Source organism: Prosthecobacter debontii (genome assembly GCF_900167535.1).
In the GTDB taxonomy this organism is placed as follows: Bacteria; Verrucomicrobiota; Verrucomicrobiia; order Verrucomicrobiales; family Verrucomicrobiaceae; genus Prosthecobacter; species Prosthecobacter debontii.
Window position 1 is genome coordinate 247,042 of record NZ_FUYE01000007.1, and the last position, 25,695, is coordinate 272,736.

The 25,695-nt window shown below is 56.1% G+C and carries 21 protein-coding genes; 9 read left to right on the forward strand and 12 right to left on the reverse strand.

The features are described from left to right. Positions 1-2: 2 nt before the first annotated feature. A complete protein-coding gene (locus tag B5D61_RS12520; RefSeq protein WP_078813737.1) occupies positions 3-980 on the reverse strand; it encodes a magnesium transporter CorA family protein in 978 nt (325 codons plus the stop codon). 131 nt (positions 981-1,111) lie between these two features. Between B5D61_RS12520 and B5D61_RS12525 the strand changes: the two genes are divergently transcribed. Next, complete coding sequence (locus tag B5D61_RS12525; RefSeq protein ID WP_078813738.1) at positions 1,112-2,227, forward strand: D-TA family PLP-dependent enzyme; 1,116 nt, start codon at positions 1,112-1,114, stop codon at positions 2,225-2,227. Positions 2,228-2,254: 27 nt separating this feature from the next. On the opposite strand, the gene B5D61_RS12530 is transcribed toward B5D61_RS12525, so the two are convergent. Continuing rightward, entirely contained in the window at positions 2,255-3,562 is a 1,308-nt protein-coding gene (locus B5D61_RS12530) for a sulfatase-like hydrolase/transferase (RefSeq protein WP_217698972.1), read from the reverse strand. Between the two features lie 222 nt (positions 3,563-3,784). On the opposite strand from B5D61_RS12530, the gene B5D61_RS12535 reads away from it, so the two are divergent. Beyond that, the gene (locus B5D61_RS12535; protein ID WP_139373236.1) at positions 3,785-6,691 is read left to right on the forward strand and encodes an autotransporter-associated beta strand repeat-containing protein; all 2,907 of its coding nucleotides are present in this window, start codon (positions 3,785-3,787) and stop codon (positions 6,689-6,691) included. A gap of 61 nt (positions 6,692-6,752) precedes the next feature. Here the strand turns inward: B5D61_RS12535 and B5D61_RS12540 are convergent, their stop codons facing one another. Together B5D61_RS12540 and B5D61_RS12545 are read right to left on the reverse strand one after the other, a co-directional pair. Next, positions 6,753-7,778: a TIGR00266 family protein gene (locus B5D61_RS12540; RefSeq protein ID WP_078813806.1), complete on the reverse strand. Its 1,026-nt coding sequence runs from the start codon at positions 7,776-7,778 to the stop codon at positions 6,753-6,755. 107 nt (positions 7,779-7,885) lie between these two features. Beyond that, complete coding sequence (locus B5D61_RS12545; protein WP_078813741.1) at positions 7,886-8,323, reverse strand: ComEA family DNA-binding protein; 438 nt, start codon at positions 8,321-8,323, stop codon at positions 7,886-7,888. Positions 8,324-8,570: 247 nt separating this feature from the next. On the opposite strand from B5D61_RS12545, the gene B5D61_RS12550 reads away from it, so the two are divergent. From B5D61_RS12550 to B5D61_RS12580, 7 genes are all read left to right on the forward strand, one after another. Beyond that, on the forward strand, positions 8,571-9,437 hold the full coding sequence (locus tag B5D61_RS12550) for a carbon-nitrogen hydrolase (protein ID WP_078813742.1): 867 nt from the start codon (positions 8,571-8,573) through the stop codon (positions 9,435-9,437). Continuing rightward, the gene (locus B5D61_RS12555) at positions 9,430-10,476 is read left to right on the forward strand and encodes an agmatine deiminase family protein (RefSeq protein WP_078813743.1); all 1,047 of its coding nucleotides are present in this window, start codon (positions 9,430-9,432) and stop codon (positions 10,474-10,476) included. The genes B5D61_RS12550 and B5D61_RS12555 overlap by 8 nt, the downstream gene beginning before the upstream one ends. A gap of 122 nt (positions 10,477-10,598) precedes the next feature. Further along, positions 10,599-11,141 (forward strand): RrF2 family transcriptional regulator, encoded by a 543-nt coding sequence (locus tag B5D61_RS12560; protein WP_078813744.1) that lies wholly within the window; start codon positions 10,599-10,601, stop codon positions 11,139-11,141. Positions 11,142-11,154: 13 nt separating this feature from the next. Further along, entirely contained in the window at positions 11,155-11,334 is a 180-nt protein-coding gene (locus B5D61_RS12565) for a YezD family protein (protein WP_078813745.1), read from the forward strand. An 18-nt stretch (positions 11,335-11,352) separates the two neighbouring features. Then, complete coding sequence (locus tag B5D61_RS12570; protein WP_078813746.1) at positions 11,353-12,096, forward strand: M14 family metallopeptidase; 744 nt, start codon at positions 11,353-11,355, stop codon at positions 12,094-12,096. A gap of 129 nt (positions 12,097-12,225) precedes the next feature. Next, positions 12,226-14,769 carry a beta strand repeat-containing protein gene (locus B5D61_RS12575; protein WP_078813747.1) on the forward strand — a complete coding sequence of 848 codons (2,544 nt, stop codon included), beginning with the start codon at positions 12,226-12,228 and terminating at the stop codon, positions 14,767-14,769. A gap of 16 nt (positions 14,770-14,785) precedes the next feature. Beyond that, a complete protein-coding gene (locus B5D61_RS12580; RefSeq protein WP_078813748.1) occupies positions 14,786-15,763 on the forward strand; it encodes a CNNM domain-containing protein in 978 nt (325 codons plus the stop codon). A gap of 11 nt (positions 15,764-15,774) precedes the next feature. Here B5D61_RS12580 and B5D61_RS12585 read toward each other — a convergent pair whose 3' ends face one another. From B5D61_RS12585 to B5D61_RS12620, 8 genes are all read right to left on the reverse strand, one after another. Further along, positions 15,775-17,814 (reverse strand): FAD-dependent monooxygenase, encoded by a 2,040-nt coding sequence (locus tag B5D61_RS12585; protein ID WP_078813749.1) that lies wholly within the window; start codon positions 17,812-17,814, stop codon positions 15,775-15,777. 4 nt (positions 17,815-17,818) lie between these two features. After that, the gene (locus B5D61_RS12590) at positions 17,819-18,967 is read right to left on the reverse strand and encodes a type III polyketide synthase (RefSeq protein ID WP_078813750.1); all 1,149 of its coding nucleotides are present in this window, start codon (positions 18,965-18,967) and stop codon (positions 17,819-17,821) included. 10 nt (positions 18,968-18,977) lie between these two features. After that, a complete protein-coding gene (locus tag B5D61_RS12595) occupies positions 18,978-19,547 on the reverse strand; it encodes a YceI family protein (RefSeq protein ID WP_078813751.1) in 570 nt (189 codons plus the stop codon). 191 nt (positions 19,548-19,738) lie between these two features. Beyond that, positions 19,739-22,687 (reverse strand): putative Ig domain-containing protein, encoded by a 2,949-nt coding sequence (locus tag B5D61_RS12600; RefSeq protein ID WP_078813752.1) that lies wholly within the window; start codon positions 22,685-22,687, stop codon positions 19,739-19,741. A 31-nt stretch (positions 22,688-22,718) separates the two neighbouring features. After that, entirely contained in the window at positions 22,719-22,943 is a 225-nt protein-coding gene (locus tag B5D61_RS12605; RefSeq protein WP_078813753.1) for a DUF4266 domain-containing protein, read from the reverse strand. A 25-nt stretch (positions 22,944-22,968) separates the two neighbouring features. Further along, on the reverse strand, positions 22,969-23,469 hold the full coding sequence (locus B5D61_RS12610) for a TlpA disulfide reductase family protein (RefSeq protein ID WP_078813754.1): 501 nt from the start codon (positions 23,467-23,469) through the stop codon (positions 22,969-22,971). A gap of 21 nt (positions 23,470-23,490) precedes the next feature. Next, the gene (locus B5D61_RS12615; RefSeq protein WP_078813755.1) at positions 23,491-24,462 is read right to left on the reverse strand and encodes an FAD:protein FMN transferase; all 972 of its coding nucleotides are present in this window, start codon (positions 24,460-24,462) and stop codon (positions 23,491-23,493) included. 7 nt (positions 24,463-24,469) lie between these two features. Beyond that, positions 24,470-25,690 (reverse strand): DUF3570 domain-containing protein, encoded by a 1,221-nt coding sequence (locus B5D61_RS12620; RefSeq protein ID WP_078813756.1) that lies wholly within the window; start codon positions 25,688-25,690, stop codon positions 24,470-24,472. Positions 25,691-25,695 lie beyond the last annotated feature (5 nt).

Consider the following 25,695-nt stretch of genomic DNA (forward strand, 5'->3'; position numbering starts at 1 on the left):
CGCTACAGCAGCTTCTTCCGCTTAAACCACCAGATCGGGATAAGAGCCGAGACGACCAGAAGGCAGATAACCACCGGATAAGCCCAGGGAAATTTCAGCTCCGGCATGTGCTCGAAATTCATGCCGTAGATGCTGGCAATCAGGGTCGGAGGCATGAACAGCACGCTGGCGATGGTGAAGATCTTGATGATCTGGTTCTGCTGGATGTTGATCAGCCCTAACGTGGACTCCAGAAGGAAGGTCATCTCCTGCTGCTGCTGATTGGTGTAATCGTCCAGAGACTTCACGTCGCGCATGACGCTGCGGAACTGCGCGGCGAGATCACTGCGCATCCACGTGGCTGCATTGTTGAGGAAATACTGGAGCATGCGGTTCACGCTCACGAGACTTTCGCGCAGATTCGCCACCAGAGCACTGCGGCGGCCCAGGGTGCGCACGACATCGCCCAAATCTTTTTCCACGGTGGCGTTGGCCTTGTGGGGATTCAGACTGAATACATCCCGCCCGATCTTCTTGAGGTCGGACTCGACCAACTGCAGGGCATCGGCAATCCGGGCCACGATCAACTCACAGAGGGTGAGGAAAACCGCATCGCTGCTCATGGGGCAGGCACATTGGCGGCGAACTTGGTCCACAATCAGACGGAACGCCATCGGGTCCGCATAGCGCACGGTGGTGAGGCAATCAGGGGCCAACACGAAGGTGATGGCGGTGGTGTCAGGGTCGGGTGAATCCAGCCCAACGGGAATCCACGCGGTCATGTAGAGGGCTCCCTGTTCGCTGTAGAGTCGGCTGGATTCCTCAATCTCCTGCATCTCTTCCCGCGTCGGGAGCTGATGCTCGAGCCAACTCTCCGCCTCAAGTTCCTCGGCACGTGAGGGGTTGAGGAGATCAAGAAAGACGAGGTTGTCCGGAAAGGGGCGCACCTTTTCGTCCTGCCAATCGAAGAGCTGTCCTTGCTGGGTGATGAGTCGGACCATATTGGGGGGACGCGGACACTAGCTGGAATTACGAACTGTCGCCAAGAAAAAGCAGTTTAGATGCAATTGTTACCTCCGTCACCTGAGCTCTTGCAACTTATTCAGCCCATCAGTATCACCAGACACTACGCATGAGCCCCCACGCCTGGTTCCACGTCGAAAACGAAACCGACATCGCCTCCCCTGCCCTGCTCCTGTATCGGGAGCGGATTGAGCACAATCTACAATTGATGCTTCAAATCGCCGGCGGGCCGGAAAGGCTCCGCCCGCATGTCAAAACCCACAAAATGCTGACCCTGATCCAGCGGCAGGTGGAGTTAGGCATCAATCGGTTTAAGGCCTCCACCATCGCCGAAGCCGAAATGTGTGCTGCCGGTGGCGCGAAAGATATACTGCTGGCCATGCCCTGTGTGGGGCCTAATGGGCATCGTTTAGCCCGCTTGGCCGAAGCCTTTCCAGGAACCCAGTTTTCCGCCATTGCCGATGATGAGGCAACCATCCGCACGTTAGCCGCCGCAGCTCAACAAAACCAGGTCACGCTCGGCGTTTTTCTGGAATTGGACTGTGGCATGGGCCGCACAGGGATACTCCCCAGCAATGAAGCCGCCGTTTTTCTGGCGCATGTGATCAAAGACACTCCGAAGCTGCTGTTCAGGGGCCTGCATGCCTACGATGGCCATATCCATGATCCTGAGTTGGAAACACGCCGGAGCCGCTGCGAGGAAGCCTATGTGCCGGTTTTAGCCCTGCGAGAGCGATTGATCGGAGAAGGCGTGCTGGTTTCAGAGCTGGTCGCTGGTGGTTCACCGACCTTCGGTGTGCATGCCGCGTTTCCTGATCGCACGCTGTCTCCTGGCACCACGGTGCTCTGGGACTTTGGTTACGGCGATAAACACCCCGATTTACCCTTCCTTCCTGCCGCAATCTTGTTGGCCCGAGTCATTAGCAAACCAGGGGCAGATCGCTTAACCCTAGACCTTGGCCATAAATCGGTGGCCCCTGAGAATCCACATCCTCGGGTCCGCTTCGAAGAACTACCCGATGCTGAAGTGGTGATGCAGAGTGAAGAGCATCTGGTTCTAAAAACCGATCGCGCTCACGAATTCCAAATCGGCCAGGCTCTCCATGGCATTCCGAGACATATTTGCCCCACCGTCTCCATGTATGGTGAGGCAGTCGTCATCGAGGACGGTCGATCATCTCAGCGGTGGACCGTGACGGCTCGTAACCGTCGCATTACCTACTGACTCGCTTCTGCCTTGGCGGCTAGGTCGTCATTCTTTGGCTGCGGGTTCGTTCACGACGGAATCGCGGTCTGCCTTAGCGACTTCTTTCAGGCGTGCCTTCAGGGCGGACACTTGGTCGGGCTGCTGAGTGGCGAGGTCCTGTTTTTCCTCGGGATCACGGGCTAGGTTAAAGAGTTCCGCCACGCCATCAGGCTGCCCTTTCCGTCGGGTCACGACCAGTTTCCAATCTCCCTGACGAATGGCGCTGGCGCGAAAGCCGGGGCCAGCCCAGTAGAGCAGGCGTTCGTTAGCGGCTTTTTGTCCACTCAGGGCAGGCCAAAAGTCGGTGCCATCCCATTTCAAATCCGCTTCGCTTTGATATCCAGCGAGGGCGCAGAAGGTGGGCATCCAATCGGTGATCTGCATCGGCGTGTCAAAACGCCCTGCTTTGAGGGTGCCTGGCCAACTTACAATGGTCGGCACCCGGATGCCGCCCTCGTAGAGATCGCCCTTTTGACCTCGCAGCGGAGTGTTATTGCCGGGGATGCTGCCCGAGACATAGTCATCGGCAGGATATTTACGGTCATTGTTTTCCGCCGTACTACCGCCGTTGTCACTGGTGAAGATCACCAGCGTGTTTTGTCGGTGCCCCGACTTTTCCAGGGCCTCGATGATCCGCCCAACGGCCCAGTCCTGATGCAGGATGCAGGCCGCATAGTGTCTGGCAACTGCGTCGGTAATACCCGCAGGCACACGCTTCAGCCACTCCTCCGGTTCTTTGAGAGGTAGGTGAACGGCGGTGAAGGGAACATAGAGAAAAAAGGGGTTCGAATCACGCTGGCCCAACCACTTGAGCGCTTCTTGAGTGATCAAATCCGTCGCATGCCCCTGTTCCTCAATAAGCTCCCCATTGCGATGCCACGTGTGCGTGAACTCCCCCTGCTTGTAGCGATGATTGTAGGGACCGACACCGCCGCCGAGGGAGCCGTAGCTGTGGTCGAAGCCAAATTTAGAAGGACCCCAATCGGGTTTAGATCCCAGGTGCCATTTGCCCGTCAGACAGGTGTCGTAACCCAGGGTCTTGAGAGCTTTCGGCAAAGTCACCGTCTCCCAAGGCAATGCACGGCCTGAATTGGGGGTAGTCACGCCAAATCGGCTCCAGCAACGCCCGGTCATCAGGCCGGCACGGGTAGGGCTACACACGGGAGCCACGTAATGCTGAGTGAGTTCTAACCCTTCTTTGGCCAGCTGATCCAAGTTCGGTGTGGGGGCATTACCACCATGAAAGGCCACATCGGCCCAGCCTAAGTCATCCGCCATAATGAAGACGATATTGGGCGGAGTGGCGGCAGACAAAACCCCTGTAAGGGCAGCGAGAAGGAACAGACAGAAGCAACGCATGACGGCCATGCAAACGCCTTTGGTCTTCGAAGCTTGCGCGGGATGGCGCAAACAGGGAATTTTTGACTAGTGGCAAAAAGGTGCGGCGTATGTATCTTCCCCTCCTCCCCAAACCCAACCCCGCCGATCCACGCCCCCGCGTAAATCGGCGTGTGCCAGCCCCCCTTTGGCATCGTCATGCATTCGTCATTCCTTCGTCGTCCTACCTGTCATTCCTTGAAGACCTTTTTGAAAACCGGACTTTGCACATGGTTGGGCGTGGTAAGCCTCCAGGCCGCCCAACTGCAGTATGACAGCGATGCAGACACTGGAAACGGCATCACCGACGGTAACACCAGCGGTTGGAATACAACGACAACCAACAAACCCTGGTATGACAGTGTCAGTGGCACTTTGATTGCCTGGCCAAATACGAATGCAGACATCGCTGTCTTTGGAGGCGGTAGCTCGGGCACAGCGGCATCGGTGGCGGTGGGGACTGTAACAACCAATGGGATTATTTTCAATGCGGCCAACAGTGGCACCTACACCCTCAGTGGGGGCACGATCACCCTGGATGGCACGACGCCGACGATCACGACCAACGCCAATGCGACGATCACCTCCAAACTGGTAACCACCTCGCTGCTCAAAAATGGGGCTTCAACCCTAACGCTCAACTACGGCGGCGGCGCTCTCAGCCTGGGCAATCTCACGATCGATGCAGGTAAGCTGGACATCTTCAACGCGATGACCGCTCAGGATATGGTGGTCAATGGGTCCGCGAGTTTCGTCTCCCACTCCGGCAATACCTGGGCGATGAATTCTCTGACCTATGCGACGAGTGCGGGGAGTAGTTTTTATGCTGGCAATACCAGCAGCACCTACACCATCGGGACAGGAGGCCTGATCTTCAATGGGACAGGTGCCCTGAGCATCAATGCGGACACCAACGCCAGCAACCCGATCTCCAAAGTGATCCTGAAGGGCAACATCACGGCGAATCAAAACAACGCCTTGAATGTCGGGGGTAGCTCCACTGTGGCTGCCTATAAGCTGTTGGATCTGGATGGAGGTGTGCGCACGGTGACTGTCGCCAGCGGCAAGACCTTCACCCTGGCCCCGATCACCCAAAATGGAGGTCTGATCAAAGATGGGGCCGGAACGATGGTGGTGCAGGGTGCCAATACCTATGCAGGCAATACGGTGGTGACTGCGGGCATCCTGAAAATGGCGGGCACCGGCACGCTCGGAGACATCACGAATGATCTCACTGTAGCCTCTGGGGGCACCCTGGATCTCAACGGCGTCAGCCAAACCGTGGACGTGTTGGATGGCGCAGGCACCGTGACCAACAGCAGCTCCACCGCAGCCATCCTCACGATCGGTAGCAACAACGGCACGGGCACCTTCGATGGCATCATCACCGGCACCACGAAGCTCTCGCTGGTGAAAACGGGGACAGGAACCCAGACACTCACGGGTGCCAGCACTTACTCCAACGGCACCACCTTAGAGTCCGGTATTCTTGCCGGTGTCGACCCGACGGTTTACACGACCAATAGCCAGATCAAAAAGCTCTTTGGCACAGGCAACATCACTCTGAATGGCGGCACGCTACAGGTGCGTGCCAATGGTAATAGCAACACCCCCACAACGGCCGAGACATTGACTCTCGGCAACAATGTGACTGTCGGTGGCAATGTGACGATCGATATCAACCGGGCTAGCGGGTCATTCACAAACCGGACCATCAAGTTCGGCACCTTCTCCATGGGTGCCTTTACTCTAACAACCTTAGCACCCAATGGCTATTCAGTGGATTTCACCAACTCTACCCTCACTGGCAATGTCGTCTTCGACGTGCAATCGGGGACACTGAACTTTGCCAACACCATGAATGCTGGCTCGAATTCCATCACCAAAAACGGCACAGGACGCCTCACCATCCGCGGTGGAACCTTTGGTGACTTCACCGTGAATGCAGGAACCGGTGACATCTACGGCACGGTTTCCTCCCAAAACGTCACGTACAATGGCACCTCCGTCATGGACACCCACTCTGGTAATACCTGGACGATGAATTCCCTGACCTACAATTCGACCGCCGCCTCGAATTTCAGCGCCTTCTCAACGAGCAGCGTTTACACCATTGGCACCGGTGGCCTCACCATCAGCACGAATATCGCTCTGACCATCGTGGCCCAAAACGCTGGCATCACCAGCAAGGTGGTGCTGAGAGGCGATGTGACCGCTACCGGCAATAGCTCTCTCCTCAACAGCACGAATGCCGCTCACCTAGGCACCATGTTTCTGGATCTGGATGGCGGTGTGCGCAGCTTCAATGTGGCCGCCACCAAAACCTTCACCCTGGGAGCTGTCACTCAAAATGGCGGGATCAATAAAACAGGCGCGGGCACCATGAATCTCACCGTCGCCCATACCTATGCCGGGAGCACGATCGCTAGCGAAGGCACGCTGAAACTCACCAGCACAGGTTCCATCGACAGCTCGGCACTCATCAGCGTGCGCAGTGGAGCCACCTTCGATGTCTCAGCCGTCTCTGGCTTCTCCGTGAAGAACGGTCAGACTCTGGAAGGGGGCGGTAATGTGACGGGCTCTGTGACTATGGCCAACGGCTCCATTTTGGCCCCTGGCACCAGCGGACTGGCTGAAGCTCAGCAGCTCACGATCTCCGGCGCGCTGAGTCTGAGTGTGGGTTCGAAGCTCGTGCTGGACCTGACCAGCCTCGCTTACGATCAAGTGGCCGCAGGAGGCACCTTTACCCAAGCCACAGGAGCACAAATTGTCGTGCAGCCCAACGACTTCACTCCTACCTTGGGCCAGAGCTTCAACCTTCTGGATTGGAGTGGCATGGGCACCTTTTCATCCAACCTGGGTTCGCTCTTCCGCGACGGTTCGAACGATACTAGCACGGACATCGACCTCCCCAGCCTAGTGGGCACAGGCTTCATGTGGGATCTCAGCCAGTTCACCAACTCGGGGATCATCACCATCGTCGCGGTACCAGAGCCATCCCGTGCATTTCTGGTCTTGCTCGGATGTATCACCGTGATGACTCGGCGCAGACGCAAAGCCCGCTGATGCCTTGTACACAAAAGCGGCCATGGCGTCACCCATGGCCGCTTTTTTATGAAGTCCGGAATCAATCCCCGTCGAAAAGGCGGCCAATGCCACCGAGCACGGAACCTTCACCGGTGGCTTTCCCTCCTGCGGAAGGAGCATTGGCCAGGATACGGTCCGCCAGACGTGAGAACGGCAGGCTCTGGAGCCAGACGGTGCCATGACCTGAAAGGGTCGTGAGGAACAGCCCCTCACCACCAAAGAACATGCTCTTTAGATTGCCCGCCCGCTCGATGTCGTAGCTCACGCCTTGGGTAAAGGCGACCAAGCAGCCGGTATCCACCCGCATGGTCTCACCCTTGAGTTCTTTTTTGATGATGGTGCCCCCGGCATGGATGAAGGCCATGCCATCACCTTTCAGACGCTGAAGAATGAATCCTTCTCCGCCAAAGAGCCCCGCACCGAATCGTTTCTGGAAGGCAATGCCCACAGAGGTGCCATAGGCTGCGCAGAGAAAGGCATCCTTCTCACAGAGAATCTCCCCGCCATAATCACTAAGCTTCAGAGGGATGATTTTGCCCGGATAAGGCGCTGCGAAGGCGACCCGTTTCTTACCCGTCGGAGCACGATTGGTGAAATGGGTCATGAAGATGGATTCGCCAGTCAGCACACGCTTGCCGACGTTTTTCAAGATGCCCATCAAACCGCCTTCGGAGGTTGAGGAGCCATCGCCCATCTTGGTTTCAAAGACGATGCCATTGTCCATGTAGTTCATCCCGCCTGCTTCCGCGATGACGGTTTCACCGGGGTCCAACTCGACCTCGACGATTTGCATCTCATTGCCATGGATCTCATAGTCCACATCGTGAGCCCGCATGCCGGAGCCTCCTGGAAAGGGTGGCGGACCTCCCGGCACGGGAGGAGGTGTGCCCGCAGCTCTGCTGAACAAGGCGGGCAAGACCTGCGAAGCACGGCGCCACTCAGACTGTCCCTCCGTCCAGATCAGGGTCTCAGGACGCACCACACCAGCGGCGGCGAGGGATTGCAGTTGCTCTTCAGTGACCTGATGGCGCTGGCTTTCGGAATCGACGTAATACCAAGGATTCATGGGAGAGATAGTATAAAAAGAAACGACAAAAACAGGCACGGGTTTCAGCTATGGAGGGCTGAATAACCGTGCCTGGAAAAGCGTGAGTGATCTGCCGATGACGGCGATTATTCTTTCGCGGTTTTTTTCTCCGCAGTGGGTGCTTTCTTTTTGGAGTCCTCGCCCTCCGCTTTTGGGCTGGCTTTTTTCTTCGCCTTTTCAGGGAAATCCGCCTTCGCGTGAGACACGATCCGAGCAAATGTCGCATCCCCGATGCCTTCGACTTTCAAGAGATCGAGGGGTTCTGCGAAAGGTCGGCCTTTGACCACCGCTTTAGCTCGTGTTTCTCCAATCCCAGGAAGTGATTGCAGAGCTGCATCATCCCCCTTGTTGAGGATTTCCATCAGCTTCGTCTTCTGCGTGGGTGTCAGCGTCTTGGCTGCGGCTTCGACCTCTGTAGACGGAGCTTCCACCTTAGCAGCGGCTTTCTTCTTTGCGGCGGCCTCGGCCTCGGCTGAAGGCAGGGTAAATCCAATCAAGAGCAGAACAGTAAGGATGTATTTCATAAGCAAGGGATTGAACTGAAGCTGTGGATGTTAAGTGGATCTCTCGGAATGGCCACTTTATTTTTCAGCAATTTATTTATTCTCCAGCCATGGAAACACCAGGGCATTTGGCTAACCCCAACTGCGGGGGCATTTTCGTCACGGTTTTCGATCATCTTGTCCGTGCATCCTGTTTGTAGATGCAGCATATCTTTGCTTGCGTAATTCTCACATCTCTCAATCCTCCGCGCCCCCTCACAGAAAAGTTATGTCCACTGTCACTCTCGGCCTCATCCAAGGCACCACCTATGCCAGCAAGGCGGAGAGCCATGCCCGGCATGATGAGTTGATCCGTGACGCGGCAGCTCGCGGTGCCCAGATCATTTGCCTGCAGGAGCTCTATGACATCCCTTACTTTTGCACGCGGCAGGATACGTCTCTTTTCGATCTCGCCGAACCCATGCCTGGGCCGACCACCGATCATCTCGCCGCCTTGGCGAAGGAACTCGGTGTGGTTATCATCGCACCTCTGTTTGAGAAACGCGGGCCGGGTTTGTATCACAACACGGTGGCCGTGCTGGACGCCGATGGCACTTATCTCGGCAAATACCGGAAGATGCACATTCCTCAGGATCCGGGCTTCGAAGAGAAGTTTTACTTCACCCCAGGTGACCTCGGTTACAAGGTCTGGGACACCAAGTTTGGCCGCATCGGTGTGCTCATCTGCTGGGATCAATGGTATCCCGAAGCGGCTCGCCTGACCGCTCTGGCGGGAGCAGAGATTCTCTTTTATCCCACCGCCATCGGCTGGCTGAGCAGCGAGAAAGCTGAACTCGGCACTGCCCAGCACTGCGCTTGGGAATCCGTGCAGCGCGGTCATGCCGTGGCCAATGGCTGCTACGTGGCCGCCGTCAATCGGACTGGATTTCAAGACGATACGGAGTTCTGGGGGCAGAGCTTCGTCGCCAACCCCTATGGTGAGATCATCGCCAAGGGAACCGTGGAAAACGAAGAAGTCATCCTGGTGAAGTGTGATCTTCAAGCGGTGGAGGATTTCCGTCGCATCTGGCCGTTTTTCCGTGATCGTCGCATTGACACCTACGCCCCTTTGACCAAACGCTATCTCGATGAGTAAAGGATACCCGCAGAACTACCGCCTCCCCGCCGAATTTGAACCGCAGGAGGCCATTTGGCTTTCGTGGCCCTCCAACAAGGAGAGCTGCCCGAAGACCTTCCACAAACTGCAGGATAAGTTTGGCGAAATCGCCAGCACCATCTCCCGCTATGAGCGCGTGCGCATCAATGCCCCGATGCTCAGCCACATGAACATCCGCCTGAGCATCGCCGACAATGAAGGTGACCTCAGCCAGGTGGATCTCTATGAGCATGTCACCAACGATGTGTGGTGCCGTGACCATGGTCCGATCTTCATCAAGCACAATGAAAGCGGTCAGGTGGCCATCACCGACTGGAACTTCAACGCCTGGGGCGGCAAGTTCCCTTACGATCTCGACAACACCATTCCTGAAAAGGCCGCTAGCGTCCTGAAAATGGACCGCTACACCTCCGACTTCACCGTGGAAGGCGGTGCCATCGAAACCAATGGTAAGGGCCTGCTCATGACGACGGAGGCGGTGCTGCTCAATCCCAACCGCAACGGCGGTAAAGCCCGCACCAAGGCGGAGATGGAGAAAGAACTGAAGGCCATGCTGGGCGTGACCAACATCGTTTGGTTCAAAGAAGGCATCGAAGGCGATGACACGGACGGTCACATCGATGACATCGTGCGTTTCGTCCGTGAAGACGCCGTCATCTGCATGGTGGAAAGTAAGGAGACCGATCCGAACTTCAAAGTGTTGAAGCAGATCCGTGAACAGCTCGATGACGTCCGCACCGCTGATGGTAGCAAGCTGGAGATCATCGAGATCGAAATGCCGAACGCCATCGAGGCCAAAGACTGGCGTCTGAGCCGTCTGCCCGCCAGCTACGCCAACTTCATGATCCTGAACAACGCAGTCATGGTTCCAATCTTCGGCCAGAAGAAGAAAGACGCGATTGCAGAAGACAAGATCGCTGAGTGCTTCCCAGGTCGTGAGATCATCTCCGTGACCTGCAAGGACCTCGTCATGGAAGGCGGTGCCCTGCATTGCATCGCCATGCATCAGCCGAAGTAAAAAGCTTCTTTCTGATCTTCTACCCACGAAAAACCGGGCCTATCAGCCCGGTTTTTTGTGCGGGAATGAATTGTCTTTAATTCCTACTTGATTAGTGTTGTTTGGAGGAGTAGGAATTGATCATGCGATTGACCAAACGTGGAGAATACGCCCTGCGCACCTTAATCCGGCTCGGAGTAGCCGCGAAAAAGGGCACAGATGTAATTTCCGTGGCTACTTTGGCAGAAAACGAGAAGCTACCCTACAAGTTTCTGGAGAACATTTTGGCAGAACTTCGTGTGGCCGGTTATGTGGAAAGTCGCCGAGGTAAGATGGGAGGCGTCATGCTGGCCCAACCCGCCAAGAGCATCAAGATGGGTGATGTCGTGCGTCTCATCGACGGCAAGTTAGCCCCGATTGGCTGCGCGAGTGAGACCGACTACGAGCGATGTACCTGTCCCGATGAAGCTCACTGCGGGCTGAGAATGCTGATGATCGATGTGCGCAATGCCATCGCCAACATCCTCGACCGCTACACTCTCGACCATGTGGTGGAGGTCACCATGCGCAAAGAAGAGCGCAAAGGCACCTGCAAACCGAAGGTCAAACCCACCCCCGCCTCCGCACGCCATGCAGATCCCGCCGATGGATTCTTGGCAGCCCTCCTCGAAATTCAGCCTCACTAAAAGCAACGTCACCATGACCCACAGTCCCCAAGATAACGCCCCAGAAGCGTGGATTGACATCGTCAGGCAAAAAGTGGCCTCCATGCGCTTTGGCTCGGTGCAAATCGTCGTCCACGAAGGTCGTGTCACCCAAGTGGAAAGCACGGAAAAAACCCGGCTTTCTAACGAAGCCGTTACCCCGATCCGGAAATAGTTTTCCCCGCTTCGTTCCATGTCCATCGTCTCCACGATTCAGCTCACCAGAGATCGTTTATCGTCTCAGCATGAGTTTCAGGACAGCACTGACGCCATCTTCATCCCCAAGCTCGTTTTTCCGGCCTCCAAGAAAGGCATGTGCATGAAGTTTGGCGTCTTTGCTGGTGTCCACGGCGATGAAGACGCAGGAATTCTCGCCGTGCATGAACTCATCCAGTGGGCTTCCACGAAGCCTGTGGAACTGGAGGATTTCGAACTGCACTTCTATCCCATTTGCAATCCCAGCGGCTGCACCCTCGGCACACGCCATTCTCATTCTGGGCTCGATCTCAATCGTGAGTTTTGGGTCGGCTCCGACCAGCCTGAAATTCAATACCTCGAGCAACAACTCCGTGCTGAACGTTACGAGGGCATCCTGGCCCTTCACTCAGATGACACCTCCGATGGCTGCTACGGCTTTGTCAGCGGCTCTCTCCTCAGTGAGCAGATCCTGGAGCCTGCCCTCGCCGCCGCTCATGAGATTCTGCCTCGGAATGAAGCCTATGTGATCGACGGCTTTCTAGCCGAACATGGCATTATCAAAGAAGGTTACCACGGTATCTTGAGCGCACCTCCTGAGCAGCGCCCTCATGCCATGGAAGTGGTCTTTGAAACGCCCGCCTTAGCCCCTATCAACCAGCAAGTCGCCGCCACTGTCATCGCAGTGAAAACCATGTTGGCTCAGTATCGCCTGCTTCAGGCTTACGCGCCTAACTTGTAATCGGTTCATCTTTCTCACAGCCGGGAATCTTTAGCCCGGCCCCCTACCGATCCCCACCACGGAAGGTCCACGTACTCCGCCTTGCGCATCACCCCACCGGGAAGCGCGCGAGGTCTCTCCTGGACCTTCATGTTGATTCCCTCCCCCCGCCGACGTCTTCTCATCACTCTGCTCTCTTTCTCCACCCCGTGGCTACTCCCTGCTCAAGATGGTACGTGGATCAATGCCACCTCGAACTCGAGCTGGGGCAACACCGCCAATTGGTCTGACGGCCTCATCGCCCAAGGCATCAATGCCGTGGCAAACTTCAGCACGCTCGACCTAACTGCTAATCGCACCGTGAACCTAGCCGCAGATCGCACCGTAGGGACTTTGATCTTTGGGGATGCCCTCACGCCTTCGAACAATTGGATCATCGCCAATGGCAACGGGGGGCCATGGACACTGACTTTGGCGACCTCCGTCGAGAAACCCCTCATCGAAGTGATCAATCAAATCGCCACGATCTCCGCCATTCTCGGCGGCACGCAGGGCTTCACCAAAACAGGCAGCGGAACCCTCACGCTCAATAACCCAGCGAATACATTTACCGGCGGCATCACCTTGAACGCAGGAACGATCAATTTCGCTGCCAATGCCCTCGACGATAACACCCTCACCTTTGCGGCCAATGCCACGCTAGGCTGGACGGCGGGCAACACCCAGGACATCTCTGCGCAGATCATGCTCTCGGATGGTGTAACTGCCACGCTTGCGACAGGAGCCAACGCGGTTGTCTTCACATCCACTCTAAACACAGGCCCCGAAGGCAGCGCTTCCGTCACGAAAACCGGTGCGGGTAACCTGACCCTAACTGCCGCACAAACTTATCTCGGCACCACCCGCGTGAATAATGGCCGCCTGATCCTTAGCGGAGGGGATGACCGACTTGCCGCCTCCAGCCGAGTCACGCTGGGGCAAGGAACTAACAGCGGCCTCCTGCAACTCGGTGATAGCACAGGTCCAAGCCATCAAACCCTCTCCGCCATCACCATGGCTGGGACAGGGACAGCCAATGCCATCGTGGGCGGGCACGAAACCTTTTCCAACCTAACGATTAACAATACGACGGCTGTCACCTATGCTGGCAAACTAGGCGGCGAAGGCAGCTCTGAAAACCAATTGATCCTCGTGAAAGATGGCTCGGCCGCACTCACGCTCACGAATGCGGGCAACAGCTTCGGCGGCGATGTCTGGATTGTCGGTGGCACCTTGGCCATCACCCGTTCTGGCGCGCTCGGCACAGCAGCCAAAACCGTCTACATCAGCGGAAATACCTCTGCCCCTACGCTCAAGCTCGATGGCAGCACGGAAGATATCCACCTTCCAGCCTCCATCTCCCTCGTCACGAGCAATGACAACACCACGAATCCTGCCCTCCTGAGCAATGCCGGGAACAATACCGTCGCAGGCTCCATCGCACTGACGTCAGGAGGCTTTGGCAATGGTCAAACACGCCTCAAAGTCACTGCGGGCTCATTAACGCTCTCTGGCAACCTGACGCCGTCTGAAGACGCGGCTGGCCCCACCACAGCCATCTTAGACGCCTCGCTTGGGGCAACTGGCAGAGTCCCTGGCAGCATTGCGGACCTCGGAGCTCTGACCGTCTCCATCACCAAGGCTGGCACAGGGATCTGGGAACTGGCTGGGGACAACAGCTTCACGGGAGGCGTGACCATCAATGCAGGAACCCTCCAAATCACTCGCATCGGCTCCGCTGGCACCGCTCAGCCCTTGGGCACAGCGAACACTGCTATCCTTTTGGGTTCAGGCACCACCACCGGCACCTTGGAATACACGGGCACTCAAGATGCGACCTTAACGCGTGGCATCACTTCTGCATCGGCTGGGGGAGGCATCGTTCGTAACAGCGGGGGAGCCGTGTTAACCCTCTCAGGCACTCAGGCCAAAAATGGCCGACCTCTGACGTATAGCGGTGGCACATTTCTCATCACGGGGCGCATCACAGGCGTGAATCCAGGGGATCTGATCCTTGATACGGCACGGGTTACGCTCAGCAACAATACCAATAACTACACGGGCTCCACGCTCGTTCAAAATGGCAGCACCCTCATCGTGGCCAACACCAGCGGGTCAGCCACCGGCACCAGTTCCGTCTTCGTGGATGCCAGCAGCACCCTCAAGGGCACAGGCCTGATCCAGACAGGTGCAGACGCCTCCATCATCATTCAAGGAAAGCTCATTGTTGGAGAAGCCTTGGGGCAGACGGCGGCGCTCCTTAGCCTTCAGGCCTCCCCAGAAAGCCAGCTCGTCTTTGAAGCGAACAGCGTGGTATGGCTGAATCTGTTCGCTCATCAAACCGCCGATCGCTTGGCATTGGCAGGGAGCGTGGTCATCGCCCAAGGAGCGACTCTAAAACTGACCGGCTCAGCTTTCGGCGTGGCTGGAGACTCGTTTCAGCTTTTCGATTGGGCGGGCCTCACCGGACTCAGCGGGCAATTCACCCTGGATGCTTCTGGCTTGGACCTCCCCCCTGGCTATGCCCTGGACATCAGCCAGTTGTATGACTCGGGCTACATCACACTCACCACCAGCGTGGTGCCTGAGCCTCATCGTCTGTTCATGATTCTGGCCGGAGGCCTGCTCACTCTTTTCCGCCGCCGAAGATCTTAATCCCCCCAAGTTTCTCATGCTCTTTCTTCTCCTTTGGGTCTCCCTGACCGTCATTTGCATTTCGTTTCTCTGCTCATTGTGTGAAGCGGTATTGCTCAGCCTCAATCCCCTCAGCCTGCGATTGCAGGAGAAGAAAGAAAACGGCTTGGGTGTCGCAGGCCGTTGGCTGGCAATGAAAAACCACATCGAGAGACCAGTGTCGGCCATCCTCGTGCTGAACACGCTGGCCAATACCGGGCTGGCGACTTTGGCGGGTGCTGTCTTTGTGCATGTCTTTGGGGAATCCTGGCTTTGGTTGTTTTCCGTCATCATCAGCTTTCTGGTGCTTTTCCTGGGCGAACTGACGCCCAAGATCTTGGGAGTTCATCACGCGGAACGGCTCGCTCCGCGCGTCATTGGTCCTCTGACCTGGATGGTAAATCTATGCCGCCCTCTGGTCATGGTGATGGAGCGCTTTTGCCAGCGGCTCAAACAAGGCACGGTGGTGCAGAAGACGCAGAGTGACCAAATCATGGACATCATCACCCTGGTGCAAGCCGCCAAGGCCGAGCAACTGCTGCATAATCGGGAGGAGATCATCATGATCCATGCGGCGACCCTCAGTGCCCGGCGGACCCGCACCGCCATGGTGCCCCGTGAAGCCGTGCGCGTGTTTGACCAACGCAAATCCCTACAGGAGAACATCGCTGCCCTGGGACCTAAACTGCATCGCAGCTACCCCGTGAGTGCGGACGGTAGCCTGGAGCAAATCACCGGCTATGTGCGGGTGCGGGAACTTTTTGTGCAGAATCTTAACGATCCCGAAAAAGCCGACTGGAGACTGCTGGTGAGACCCGTTCTGCACATCAGTGAAAAGGCCTCGCTGACTCAACTGTTGACTCTGTTTTTAGAGCGCCAGCAGATCGCCGCCCTCGTGGACAACCCTGCCGGGCTCATCACGGGCTGGATCACCATGGATGATGTGATGAAGGTGCTGATGGGGGCACGCATCTGATACGCCAACAGCTATCGCGCTTCCATAACCAACTCGCGGGGAGCCGCCTGGGTGAGATCTCCACGCGTCGACGCCATCCACCTCGCGGCCAAGTCCGATTCACACACACGTTTGAATGGGATGGTCATCATGGCAAACCAAGGCCCCACCACCGAAGCCATCGGGCCCCCCAGAAGAATGTGCCGCAGGAGGAAATCACGCAGCTTCGACAAAAACTCACCTCGCCAGGTGCCCAACCCCATGCCCATGGAAGCACGCGTGGCCGCTGTGCTGGCCGCTTTCCGCCGACAGCGATCATACTCCGCCAACCATGGCTCCACCGCCTGCCCACGATGCACCACTCCCTGAAGCAATTCGGCAGCAAACTCAGCATCGGCAAAGCCTGTGTTCATGCCTTGTCCCCCAATGGGGCTCATAACGTGGGCCGCATCGCCACAGAGCAAGACACGCCCTTCGTAGATCTGCTCGCAGTCCAGTCGCCAAGGCGAGAAATGACTTTGATTCAATTGTGCTTCCTTTTCGATCAACATCCCGGTGCGGATGCGCACCGTTTCACTGATGAAACCAGTGGGCAAGGAAACGTCTGTCTGCCGAGTCTGCACGATCCATCGTCGGATGCCACCCGGCAGCGGAAAGCTCTCCACGGCACCCGTGGGTGTGAAATACAGATGCGCTTCTTCACCCAAGCCTGAATGGTCAGTGAAGTCTCCCATGATGAAATGATGCCCGTAGTCTTGCCGTGTCGTGCGCATGCGCAGTTTTTCTCGGACACCACTGCGATGACCATCACAGGCCACGGCATAGGCAGCCCGTAGCTGTGTCACGCTTCCTTGCTCGTCGGCATACTCGATCTGCACCTCAGTCTCTGTGGGACGAACCGAAGTCACCTCCACGCCTCGCCTGAGAGTCACCGTTGGAAAGGTCTCCAACTTCTCCGCCAACAAGCGCATGCTGATTTGCTGGGGCAGGGACAGAATGAAAGGATACTCCAGATGGACCTCACGAAAAGAGGCGGTGCCTACATGCCCCGTCGGACCGTGGACATGGCACTCCCGGATTAACAGGCCCTGCTGCACAAAGGCTTGGTCCAAACCCAATCGAGCCAAAATCTCCAAGGAGGGCGGCGTGATCCCGATCGCCTGTGACTGCGTCGGCAAACCCGATCGCTGCTCGAGGATCAAAACCTTCATCCCCTTTTTGCCTAACAAACAGCCCAGCAACATCCCCACAGGACCTGCACCGATGATGATCACCTCGGCATCGGTGGCATGGATAGGTTGCGTCGTGTTCATCGTCTGTTTCTTTCTCCCAGGAAACCAATACGGCACCCGCGCCTGATAACGCTCATAAGCTTCACCATAAAAGCGCCGGTAGCGTTTTTCTTTCCAGAGCGGTGCCCCGACACAGTAACTGGTCCAGAGCACCGCGAGGCATAAGTGATCGGGCGTCCAGACAGGCGCGGTCCAGAGGATCAGCGTGAATGAGGAATAGATCGGCTGCCGACTGTAGCGAAACATGCCCGTGCGTGTGAATGGACGGTATTGTGGTGCCTGCCCACGCCAAATGGATCTCCAGCCCAGCATGCCCACCTGCACATCTAGACCTGCATCCTTCATGGACTTGGCTAAAAGCACCCACGACATGCCATAGAGCACGGTCAGGAGACCTTTAGCCCAACCCTCTGGAGCTGCCCAAACCACATCTGAAGACGACCAGAGAAGGAATGTAATGAGGAGCTGGAGGGAGGCTAACCCGGCGAAAAGGGTGGTGGAGAGCTCACGCCCCAGGCCAAGCGGAGCCATGCGTGTCATCCAACGACGTCCCCGATCCGAGAGGAGAAGAGAATGCCCCAGAGCGAACTGGACCACGAGCAGACCATCACTCAGCGCAGCGGCCCAGCCATGCAGATGTAGCAGGCTGAAATGCAGCCCCTGATAAAGGCTGATAAACATCACCACGACGGACCCTAAAAAGAGCGCATGACTGATCAGACCATAGAACAAGGCCACACTCCTCTGTGCGGCAGTGTAGGGGACCGATAAGCTCGACATGACATCAGGAATGGGTGTGTTCCACCGCGCTGCGAGAAGCAGGAGCCGAACATCCAACCCGCTCTAAGAGTGCTGTCTCCACGGTCAATCCGGGACCAAAAGCCATCGCACATACTTGGGCATGCTCTGTATCCGCCGAGTCCATCATCTCTTTTAAAACGAAGAGGATGGTAGCACTGCTCATGTTGCCATAATCCCTCAAAATCGTTCGCGAGGCTTCCAAGGCATCTGGATCTAAATGAAGGCTCTCCTCCACCTTATCGAGAATCGAACGTCCCCCCGGATGCACAGCCCACTCATCGATGGCTTCTAGCGAACTGCCGCGACGGGTCAAAATACCGCGCAGGAGTTGTTTGATGTTTCCACCGATGATGTCCGGCACATAACTCGACAGGACGATGTTGAATCCCTCATTGCCGATCTCCCAGGCCATTTCCGACTCACTGGACGGCACCAGAGCTGACTCAAAGCCATTCATTTGGTAAGCCGGCTTTTTGCCACTCGGAGATCGCGCACTCACAATCGCCGCTGCCGCACCATCGGCGAATAGAGAGTTGGCCAAGATACTGTCCGGTTCATCATTGATCTGCATGTGCAAGGTGCACAGCTCCAAGCAAATCACCAACACGACCGCCTCAGAGTCCGCTTCACAAAATTGGGCCGCCATTCTGAGAGCAGGGAAGGCCGCATAGCAGCCCATGAACCCAAGGGTGTAACGCTGCACATTCTCACGCAGCCCCAGCTCACGAATGACATGATAATCCGGCCCCGGATTCGCAAAGCCTGTGCATGAAGTGTAGATGATGTGAGTGATGTCCTTCGCTTCAAAGCCCACAGCATGAGAAAGCGCACGTCGCGTCACTTCCACAGAGAGTTCTTTGGCCGCATGAGCATACACACGATTGCGCTCTGCCGTCCCTGGCGGAATGAGTTTCCCATCCACATCACTGCGGTAAAGACTGGCTTCGGTTCCGGCAACAAAGTCTCCTGTCACACTGTGCCGTGTCTCAATGCCGCTGCGATTGTAGATGGCTTGAATCAGCCGCTTGGTTTTGGTATTCTGAGTCCACTCTTTCAGGCGGTCGCGTGTGTAGCTCTGGCTGTAGGTATAAGCGGGGGTGATGGTGGCAATGTGATGAATGAATGCAGACATGAGAGGGGAATTATTTTTGAAGTAAAGTCACCGTGGCATGCACCTTCACAGCATCACCGACACGGATAAAAAAGAGGACGGAGGGCACACTGATGCCGCTCTCTTTCATGGAGAGTTCGAAATCGAGATCGAAGGAGGCTTTGTCATTGGTTCTTTTCCAGTTTGTAACTGTCCCCTCGACATTTTGAGTCTTGCCGAGCAGCGTCAGCTTCAGAGGGAGTTTCGTCGGCGTAACACCGTCCGCCGCCACCGCATTGACCGGGGCGTTGATGCTGCCTCGAATCAGCGGGTAATCGGTAACTTTCATCGCCTTTCGGATGTTTTCATCTCGCTTGGGTTCAGCCGTATCCATTTGAGTCGCGTCCACAACGACCTCGGCTTGAATGCGCGTCGGCTTGCCCGAAGCATCTTCACTCACGCGAGTTTCAAAAGGCTTAGCAGAAACCTTGCCTTCCCAATCATGCAGAGTGGATGTGCCTGAAAAGGTGATGACACTCGATCCCTGCCATACCTCATCCGCAAATGCAGGAAGAGCCATTGCGAGACAAAACCCAGCCCAGATGAAAAGTGGATGTTTCATATGATGAATAACGTCTGGAGCTTCATTCCGTCCACGACCGTTTACGTGAGACAGGCTTGATGGAGCTTTGCTCAAAGCGAATCGCACTTTGATAAATAATTATTTGTTAGGAATGAGTCTCGATTTCTAGCACCCATTGGCTGGCGGTGAAGCTTCAGCCAATGGGTGCCTTTTGTGAGATCATCAACCTCTCACGGTTGAGGCTGAATGAGCTCGACAGCTCCTGATAAGATCGGTGTCGCCGTCGCTTTTTGACTTCCTTCAGGGATCTGTGGAAGCAGGTAGTAACCGACCGCTTTAAGCGAACCATCTTCCAATCTCACCACCTGTCCCTGGAAGGCAACGGGCCGTTTCAAGAGCGGGGTGCTTTCAGTCAGGGTAAACTTACCCGCAACCTTTCCCGTAGCCGCAGCGAGGCTGATGGCGGCAACCCCAGGGTTATTCACGGCAAGAGGCGGCGTGATCTGATAGGCTGCCGAGTAGTCAAAGCTGAAGTTCGGATCTGTCTCTGACAGATCCAACCCACCTCCGGAAAACTCCACACTTACCGAGCCTGCGGCAGGGAGACCCAGGATAACCTTGTGTTTCGCAGGTGCCAGATAACCTCCCTCTGCCACGACGTTTAGGGGCCCAAATCCGAGCGGATACAAGCGGCCCGTTATCGCAGGCCGTAGCCAAGTGAGATCACCCGTCACTCGATTCTCTTCGGTGCTATTCACTCCTGTTTGCAGCTTCATGGAGCCTTGAAGCGTGCCTAGCTTTTTATAGAGAGGAGCATACGCCCCGAAATCCCCTTCACCGTCAATGAAAGTGGCCGCTGTGATCGTCTCCCCGTCTGCGGTTTTTCCAGCGATTTTCAACACACCGAGAGGACTTACCGTGAAGGTGGCAAAACCCGTGCCTTGAGGCCGTGGAGGCGCTTCCGCGAGAACGGTCACACCCTCTTGCAACGCCACGCTGTAATAGCCTTCATAAGCAGTCGCAGGCGTGCTTTTCGTCCAAGTAGAGTGCCATCCGTGAATGGGTGCTGCACCAAGGGAGCCACTGAAGTCCCCCGTCTCTGGATCCATGATGATCTGCAATGGTAAGCCAGCCAGAGGCGCCTCAACCTGAGGCGCCTCTTCTGCCAGGAATCCTTTGGCTGCGTAAGTTGCTCCTGCTGCTTTTGATCCACTGCCGGGCAGTGCCGAGGTCACTTTCAAGGTGTAGCCTCCAGTCGAGGTCGTTGTTAGACTGATCCAGCCGCCCAAGCCTGAGTTGACACTGTCGGTCCGCTCAATGACTCCGGCAAAAGTGCCGACCAAATGGGTATCAAGAGCTTGGACTTCCAGAGATCCGTGAACCGGAGCGCTCGTGCCTGCTTTGTTACTGGCAGTCACAATCACGTCGAAGCTTCCGGCGATGGACGCACGGCCCGTGATGACCCCTGTTACGGCATTGTACTTCAAACCTTTGGGCAGATTCTTGATGGCGAACTTTGTGGGATAGTTGGCGGCTGCGACCTTCGCCTTGAAATCGGCTCCGATGGTCGCTGGCACGAAGATGATGGGTTTCACCACAGGTACCAAATAGGTGGCAGAGACAGCCAATGCAAAGTCCTGCTCCACCGAGAAGTCCACCCCATCGGTGAGACGCACTCGGAAGGAAGCATTACCCTCTGCTTGGGGAATCCCGCTCAGGATCCCATCACTGCCCAAACTGATGCCAACGGGTAAACTGCCCGATACGTACGACCACGTGAAATCCCCTGTCCCACCCAGACCAGTCAACGCATGAGAATATTGGACCCCTTTGACAGGGACGGGCAGCGTTTCTACCGCAATGGTGAGATCGCTGGCACTGAGACTGAAAACACGCGTGTCGATCTGATTGTCGTCGTCTTCCACTTGGATCGTGAATTGGCTCGTGCCATTGACTTCTGGGGTGCCTGATAGAAGTCCTTCTGGACTCAACGTCAGGCCTACAGGCAGGCTGCCCTCTGACACCGACCAAGCATAAGGTGCTAAGCCTCCCACGGCATGAATCTGCACCTGATAGGCAGCGCCCGTTTTCGCCGGAGGCAAGGTGGACGCTGTATAGATGTTCGGCGTGGCAGAAGCTGTCACGGTCACGATGGCCGTATTCGAGATCGCTCCATCCGTATTGGCGACGTTGGTGACCTTCACCCAATAGCTAGTTGTTTCCAACAAAGTGGGTGTCGTAAAGCTGGATGAATTCGTTCCCACAGGAACGGCTGATGAACCTGGGACCTCCTGATACCACTGATACGTCAACGGTGCATCTCCCGTAGCCACCACTGATAGCGTGGCCGTGGTGCCACTCGAAATGGTAACGGGCGCAGGCCCTTGAGCGATTTCAGCAGGTTGCCTGACCGTCACGGTCGCGGTGTTTGAATGGGCACCTGTGGCATTCTGTGAGTTCGTGACCTTAACCCAGTAGTCTGTCGTCACCGACAACGCCTGCGTCGTGTAGGAAGCTGCATTGGAACCGACAGGCTCAGAAGTGTCTCCCGAGGAACCTCGATACCATTGGTAGGTGAGGGGATTGCTGCCAGTCGCGACAACCGTCAAAGTAGCCGTTTGGTCTCGATTGATGGTCGTGGACGAAGGTTGCGTGGCTATGGCCGCAGGCGGCGGTGCGGAGACCTGAATGGTGAAGGTGCCCGCAGCAGATCGACCGCTAAAGTTGGAATTCTCCCACGCTCGAATCGTCACCGTTCGGCTACCGCTTTCCGTCGTGGTGCCAGTTAGCGTCGTTGTCTTGCCCCGAACGCTATTCAATGTTAGGCCTGCGGGCAGGGTGCCACTGGCGACCGACCATGAGGCTGGCGTATGACCGCCGCCACCGACGAGTTGAAAAACACCAGAAAGGTTTGTGCCCGCAGTCACTGGAACCGTCGAAGAGCCTGCGGAAGGAGCGACTTGAGTCACCGAGGTGGCACCTGCAACGCTATCAAATGCACCAAGACCCACCACGGTAGCAATGACGGCTTTCGCCGCCTCCATCCCTCCGGCTGAAGTGAGGAAATTCACCTCAGGTAAAATGACTTGAGCTGCTGGTGTGCGCTGAAACAGTAGCAGGAAGGATCCACACCGGGATAAACGTCTTTTAAGCCGGACGAGGCTGGATTTGATGTTCATGACAATTCAAAAAGGAAAAAGGTTGGATGACTCAGTTACAACCACAGCCGCCACCTCCCACGCCCCCACCTCCAAAACTGGCTTCGCGGGAAAAATAGGCGTGTTGGGTCATGGCAGTAAGGAGTCCATCCCGTTCAGGACTCATGACGGAGTGGGCGAGATTGCCGCGCTCGTAGGGCTTCACCCGCACGAGTTTTTGAGTGCAATTACTCAGCAATAGTGCTGAGATCGCAAAAAATAGAATCCGGAGTTTCATGGCTCTTTAAGGAGTGAAGAGGGTTTCATTCGGAGAGCATCTGCTCGATCTCGTGCACGTATTCGGCTTCAGTCTTTTCACCGCGGAACCCTTGGTGGATAAACCGTATCTTTCCGCTTTTATCGACCAAGTAGCTGCTGGGCATGGTGGGCGGATTGAAGTAAGCTGCCGCAGATTGCTGGGTATCGTGAACCAAGGTGAATCCCGCAGGATGCTTCGAAGCAAACGTCTGGAATTTGCCTGCATCTTCATCCACGCCGACCCCGATGATCACTAGCCCCTTCGAAGCATACTTTTGGTGCAGTCGCTGAAGGGTAACGAACGAGAGTTTGCATGGAGCACACCAGGAGGCCCAGAAATCCACGAGCACGACCTTACCGCTGGTTTTAGGCAATGAGGATCCAGGCAGGAGTGTGCCGAGACTGGGCATGGCTGCTCCAACGGAGGCTTCTGCGGCAAAGCTGGACGATACTCCAGCACTGGCTGTCATGAGAATGAAGGCCATGGTTTTAAAGTAGGTTTTCATCGTTTTGGTGGGTTTTATTTGTTAGGCTGCTTTGACTTGATGTTTCATGAAGTGACGACTGACAATGACTCCCTGCTCGTTCTGTAAGCAGGCCTCGACGCCCGGAGCGTTTTCCACGAACTGCAATCCCTCCCGCCACCCCAGAATGAAGGCGCAAGTGGAGTAGATCCCCGCCACAAGGCAATTAGGCCCCAGGACGGTAATGGCTCGAAGGCCATGACTGACAGGCCATCCCGTGCGGCGATCCAAGATGTGGCCATAACGAATACCGTTATGCTCAAAGCGGCGGGCATAGTCTCCTGAGGCACACACAGCATAACCGGAAACGGCCAGACCTCCGATGCATCGCTCTGTTTGGACACCATCTTGAATCCCGACATGCCAAAAGGGGTGAATCCCATTCCCACCCGTGGCGTAGATATCCCGTCCCAGATCCACCAGCAGATCTTCGATTTCATACTTGCGGGCTATCGCCACGATCTGATCCACGGCATACTCTTTGCCGAAGCCTCCGAAGTCCAAGCCCATGCCTTTTCGTGGCAGGAAAATACGCCCGGATTCACGCTTCACGTCTTCCCATTTCGAAAGGGAAAGCGCTTGTTTGACCTCCTCATCGGAGGGCAATCTCTCATGCACTTTCTTCCAATCCCAAACGCGGATCAGAGGCAGCATGGCAGGATCCATGATGCCTTGCGTCAGGCGATACATGGAGTCGCCCATATTGAGCATCTGCTCCATCTCGGAATCGATTTTGACCCAGCTTTCACCTGCGGCCACATTGATCTGAGAAACCAGAGAGTCGGGACGAAAGCGCGAGAACTTAGCCTCGAAGGCTTGCAACCAACCCAACGCATCGGCCACGAATTGCAGAGCTGTGCGCTGAACCGCGCACCGAAACTGAATGGCGCACGCCGTGCCCAAGGCTTTGAACTGCACACTGCGCACGCCGCGGCCATCCGGCTGGAGAGGGATCTGAGTAACGTGTTTCAACATGGCGTTCTCAGAATTGGATGGTGCATCCGACGGTCCAGATGTCCGCTGAGGGATATGCCTCAGCGGGTGCTTGATGAGAGCCCCAGCCACTCATTTCGTAGCGTTCATAGGCGCCCCACAGGAAACAGTTGTCGCTAATCCTAAACCGCAGCTTCAGTCCCAGACTAAGCGTCTGCATGGAGGACAAACGATAGTCGGATGAATAGTTAGGCCCACGTCCGTTCGGATATTCGGCCGGATTCGCAATGGAGACTTCATCCAGGGTGTTGTGGAAGAAATTCGCCTCGTTTTGACGGTAGTAGCGGATGTAAGGCGTGATCTCAAATCGATCCCAAAGACTTTGTCGCCACTCCACCTGCACCATCTGTGAGAAGACGCCGTAGTCGTCGGCTGAAAAACGCAGGGTGCAGTCCAAGGCCGCCTGATACTTCTCAAAGAAGTGCGTGCCCTGGAGCTGCAAGACTCCGCGTAGTCGGCTGTCAGGGCGATTTTCCCGATATAGATTGACGGTGGGTATATCAATGGTTCCACCCAGACCATCGGGGACGGAAACGATGTCTGTGCGCTGGATGGCTTTGTACGGATCGTTGAGATAACCTTCGCTGTAACCGATGGTGAGATTGGCCGAGAGGATGGTGTTTTTATCCAGCAACTGACTGAGGCCGACAAAGAAGTCGTAACTCCTTTTCTTCTGATCTTCGAGGCCATAGACGGCCACTTGGTCATCGAGATAGTTGATGCCAAAAGACAGCGCCGTGTTCTTCTGATTGAATTCCCAACGGTCGCTCAAGGAGAGTCCATACGAGAGGTAATCGTGTTCTTTGCTGCGAGAGAATTCCACCTCGACGAGGTGATCACCAAACTTGTGGGACAATGCTCCTAGCACCCCGTTACGCACGTCTTCGATCTCTGCCAAGAAAGGCTGTGTGCCGCCCGGTAAAGCACCTGTGGGAGAAGAGCCTGTGATGGCATCCCGCAGGAACTGATAGCGGAAGGTGGTGTCTTCCGAGAGATTCATCTCGCCACGGAAGTACCACGATTCCACATTGATTCGGCCATCGTCCTCTTTGTAGAGCTGATAACTGATGTCTGACCGCAGATGCTCAGCAGCCAGCAGAGGCACTGCCGGCAAGAGCATGGGGGCAAGCGCCAAGGATTGATTAAGCCCTGCTTTTTTCAAAGCACAGCGAGAGCGATGGAAGGCTCGACGGGAGGATGGGGCACGCATGGTGT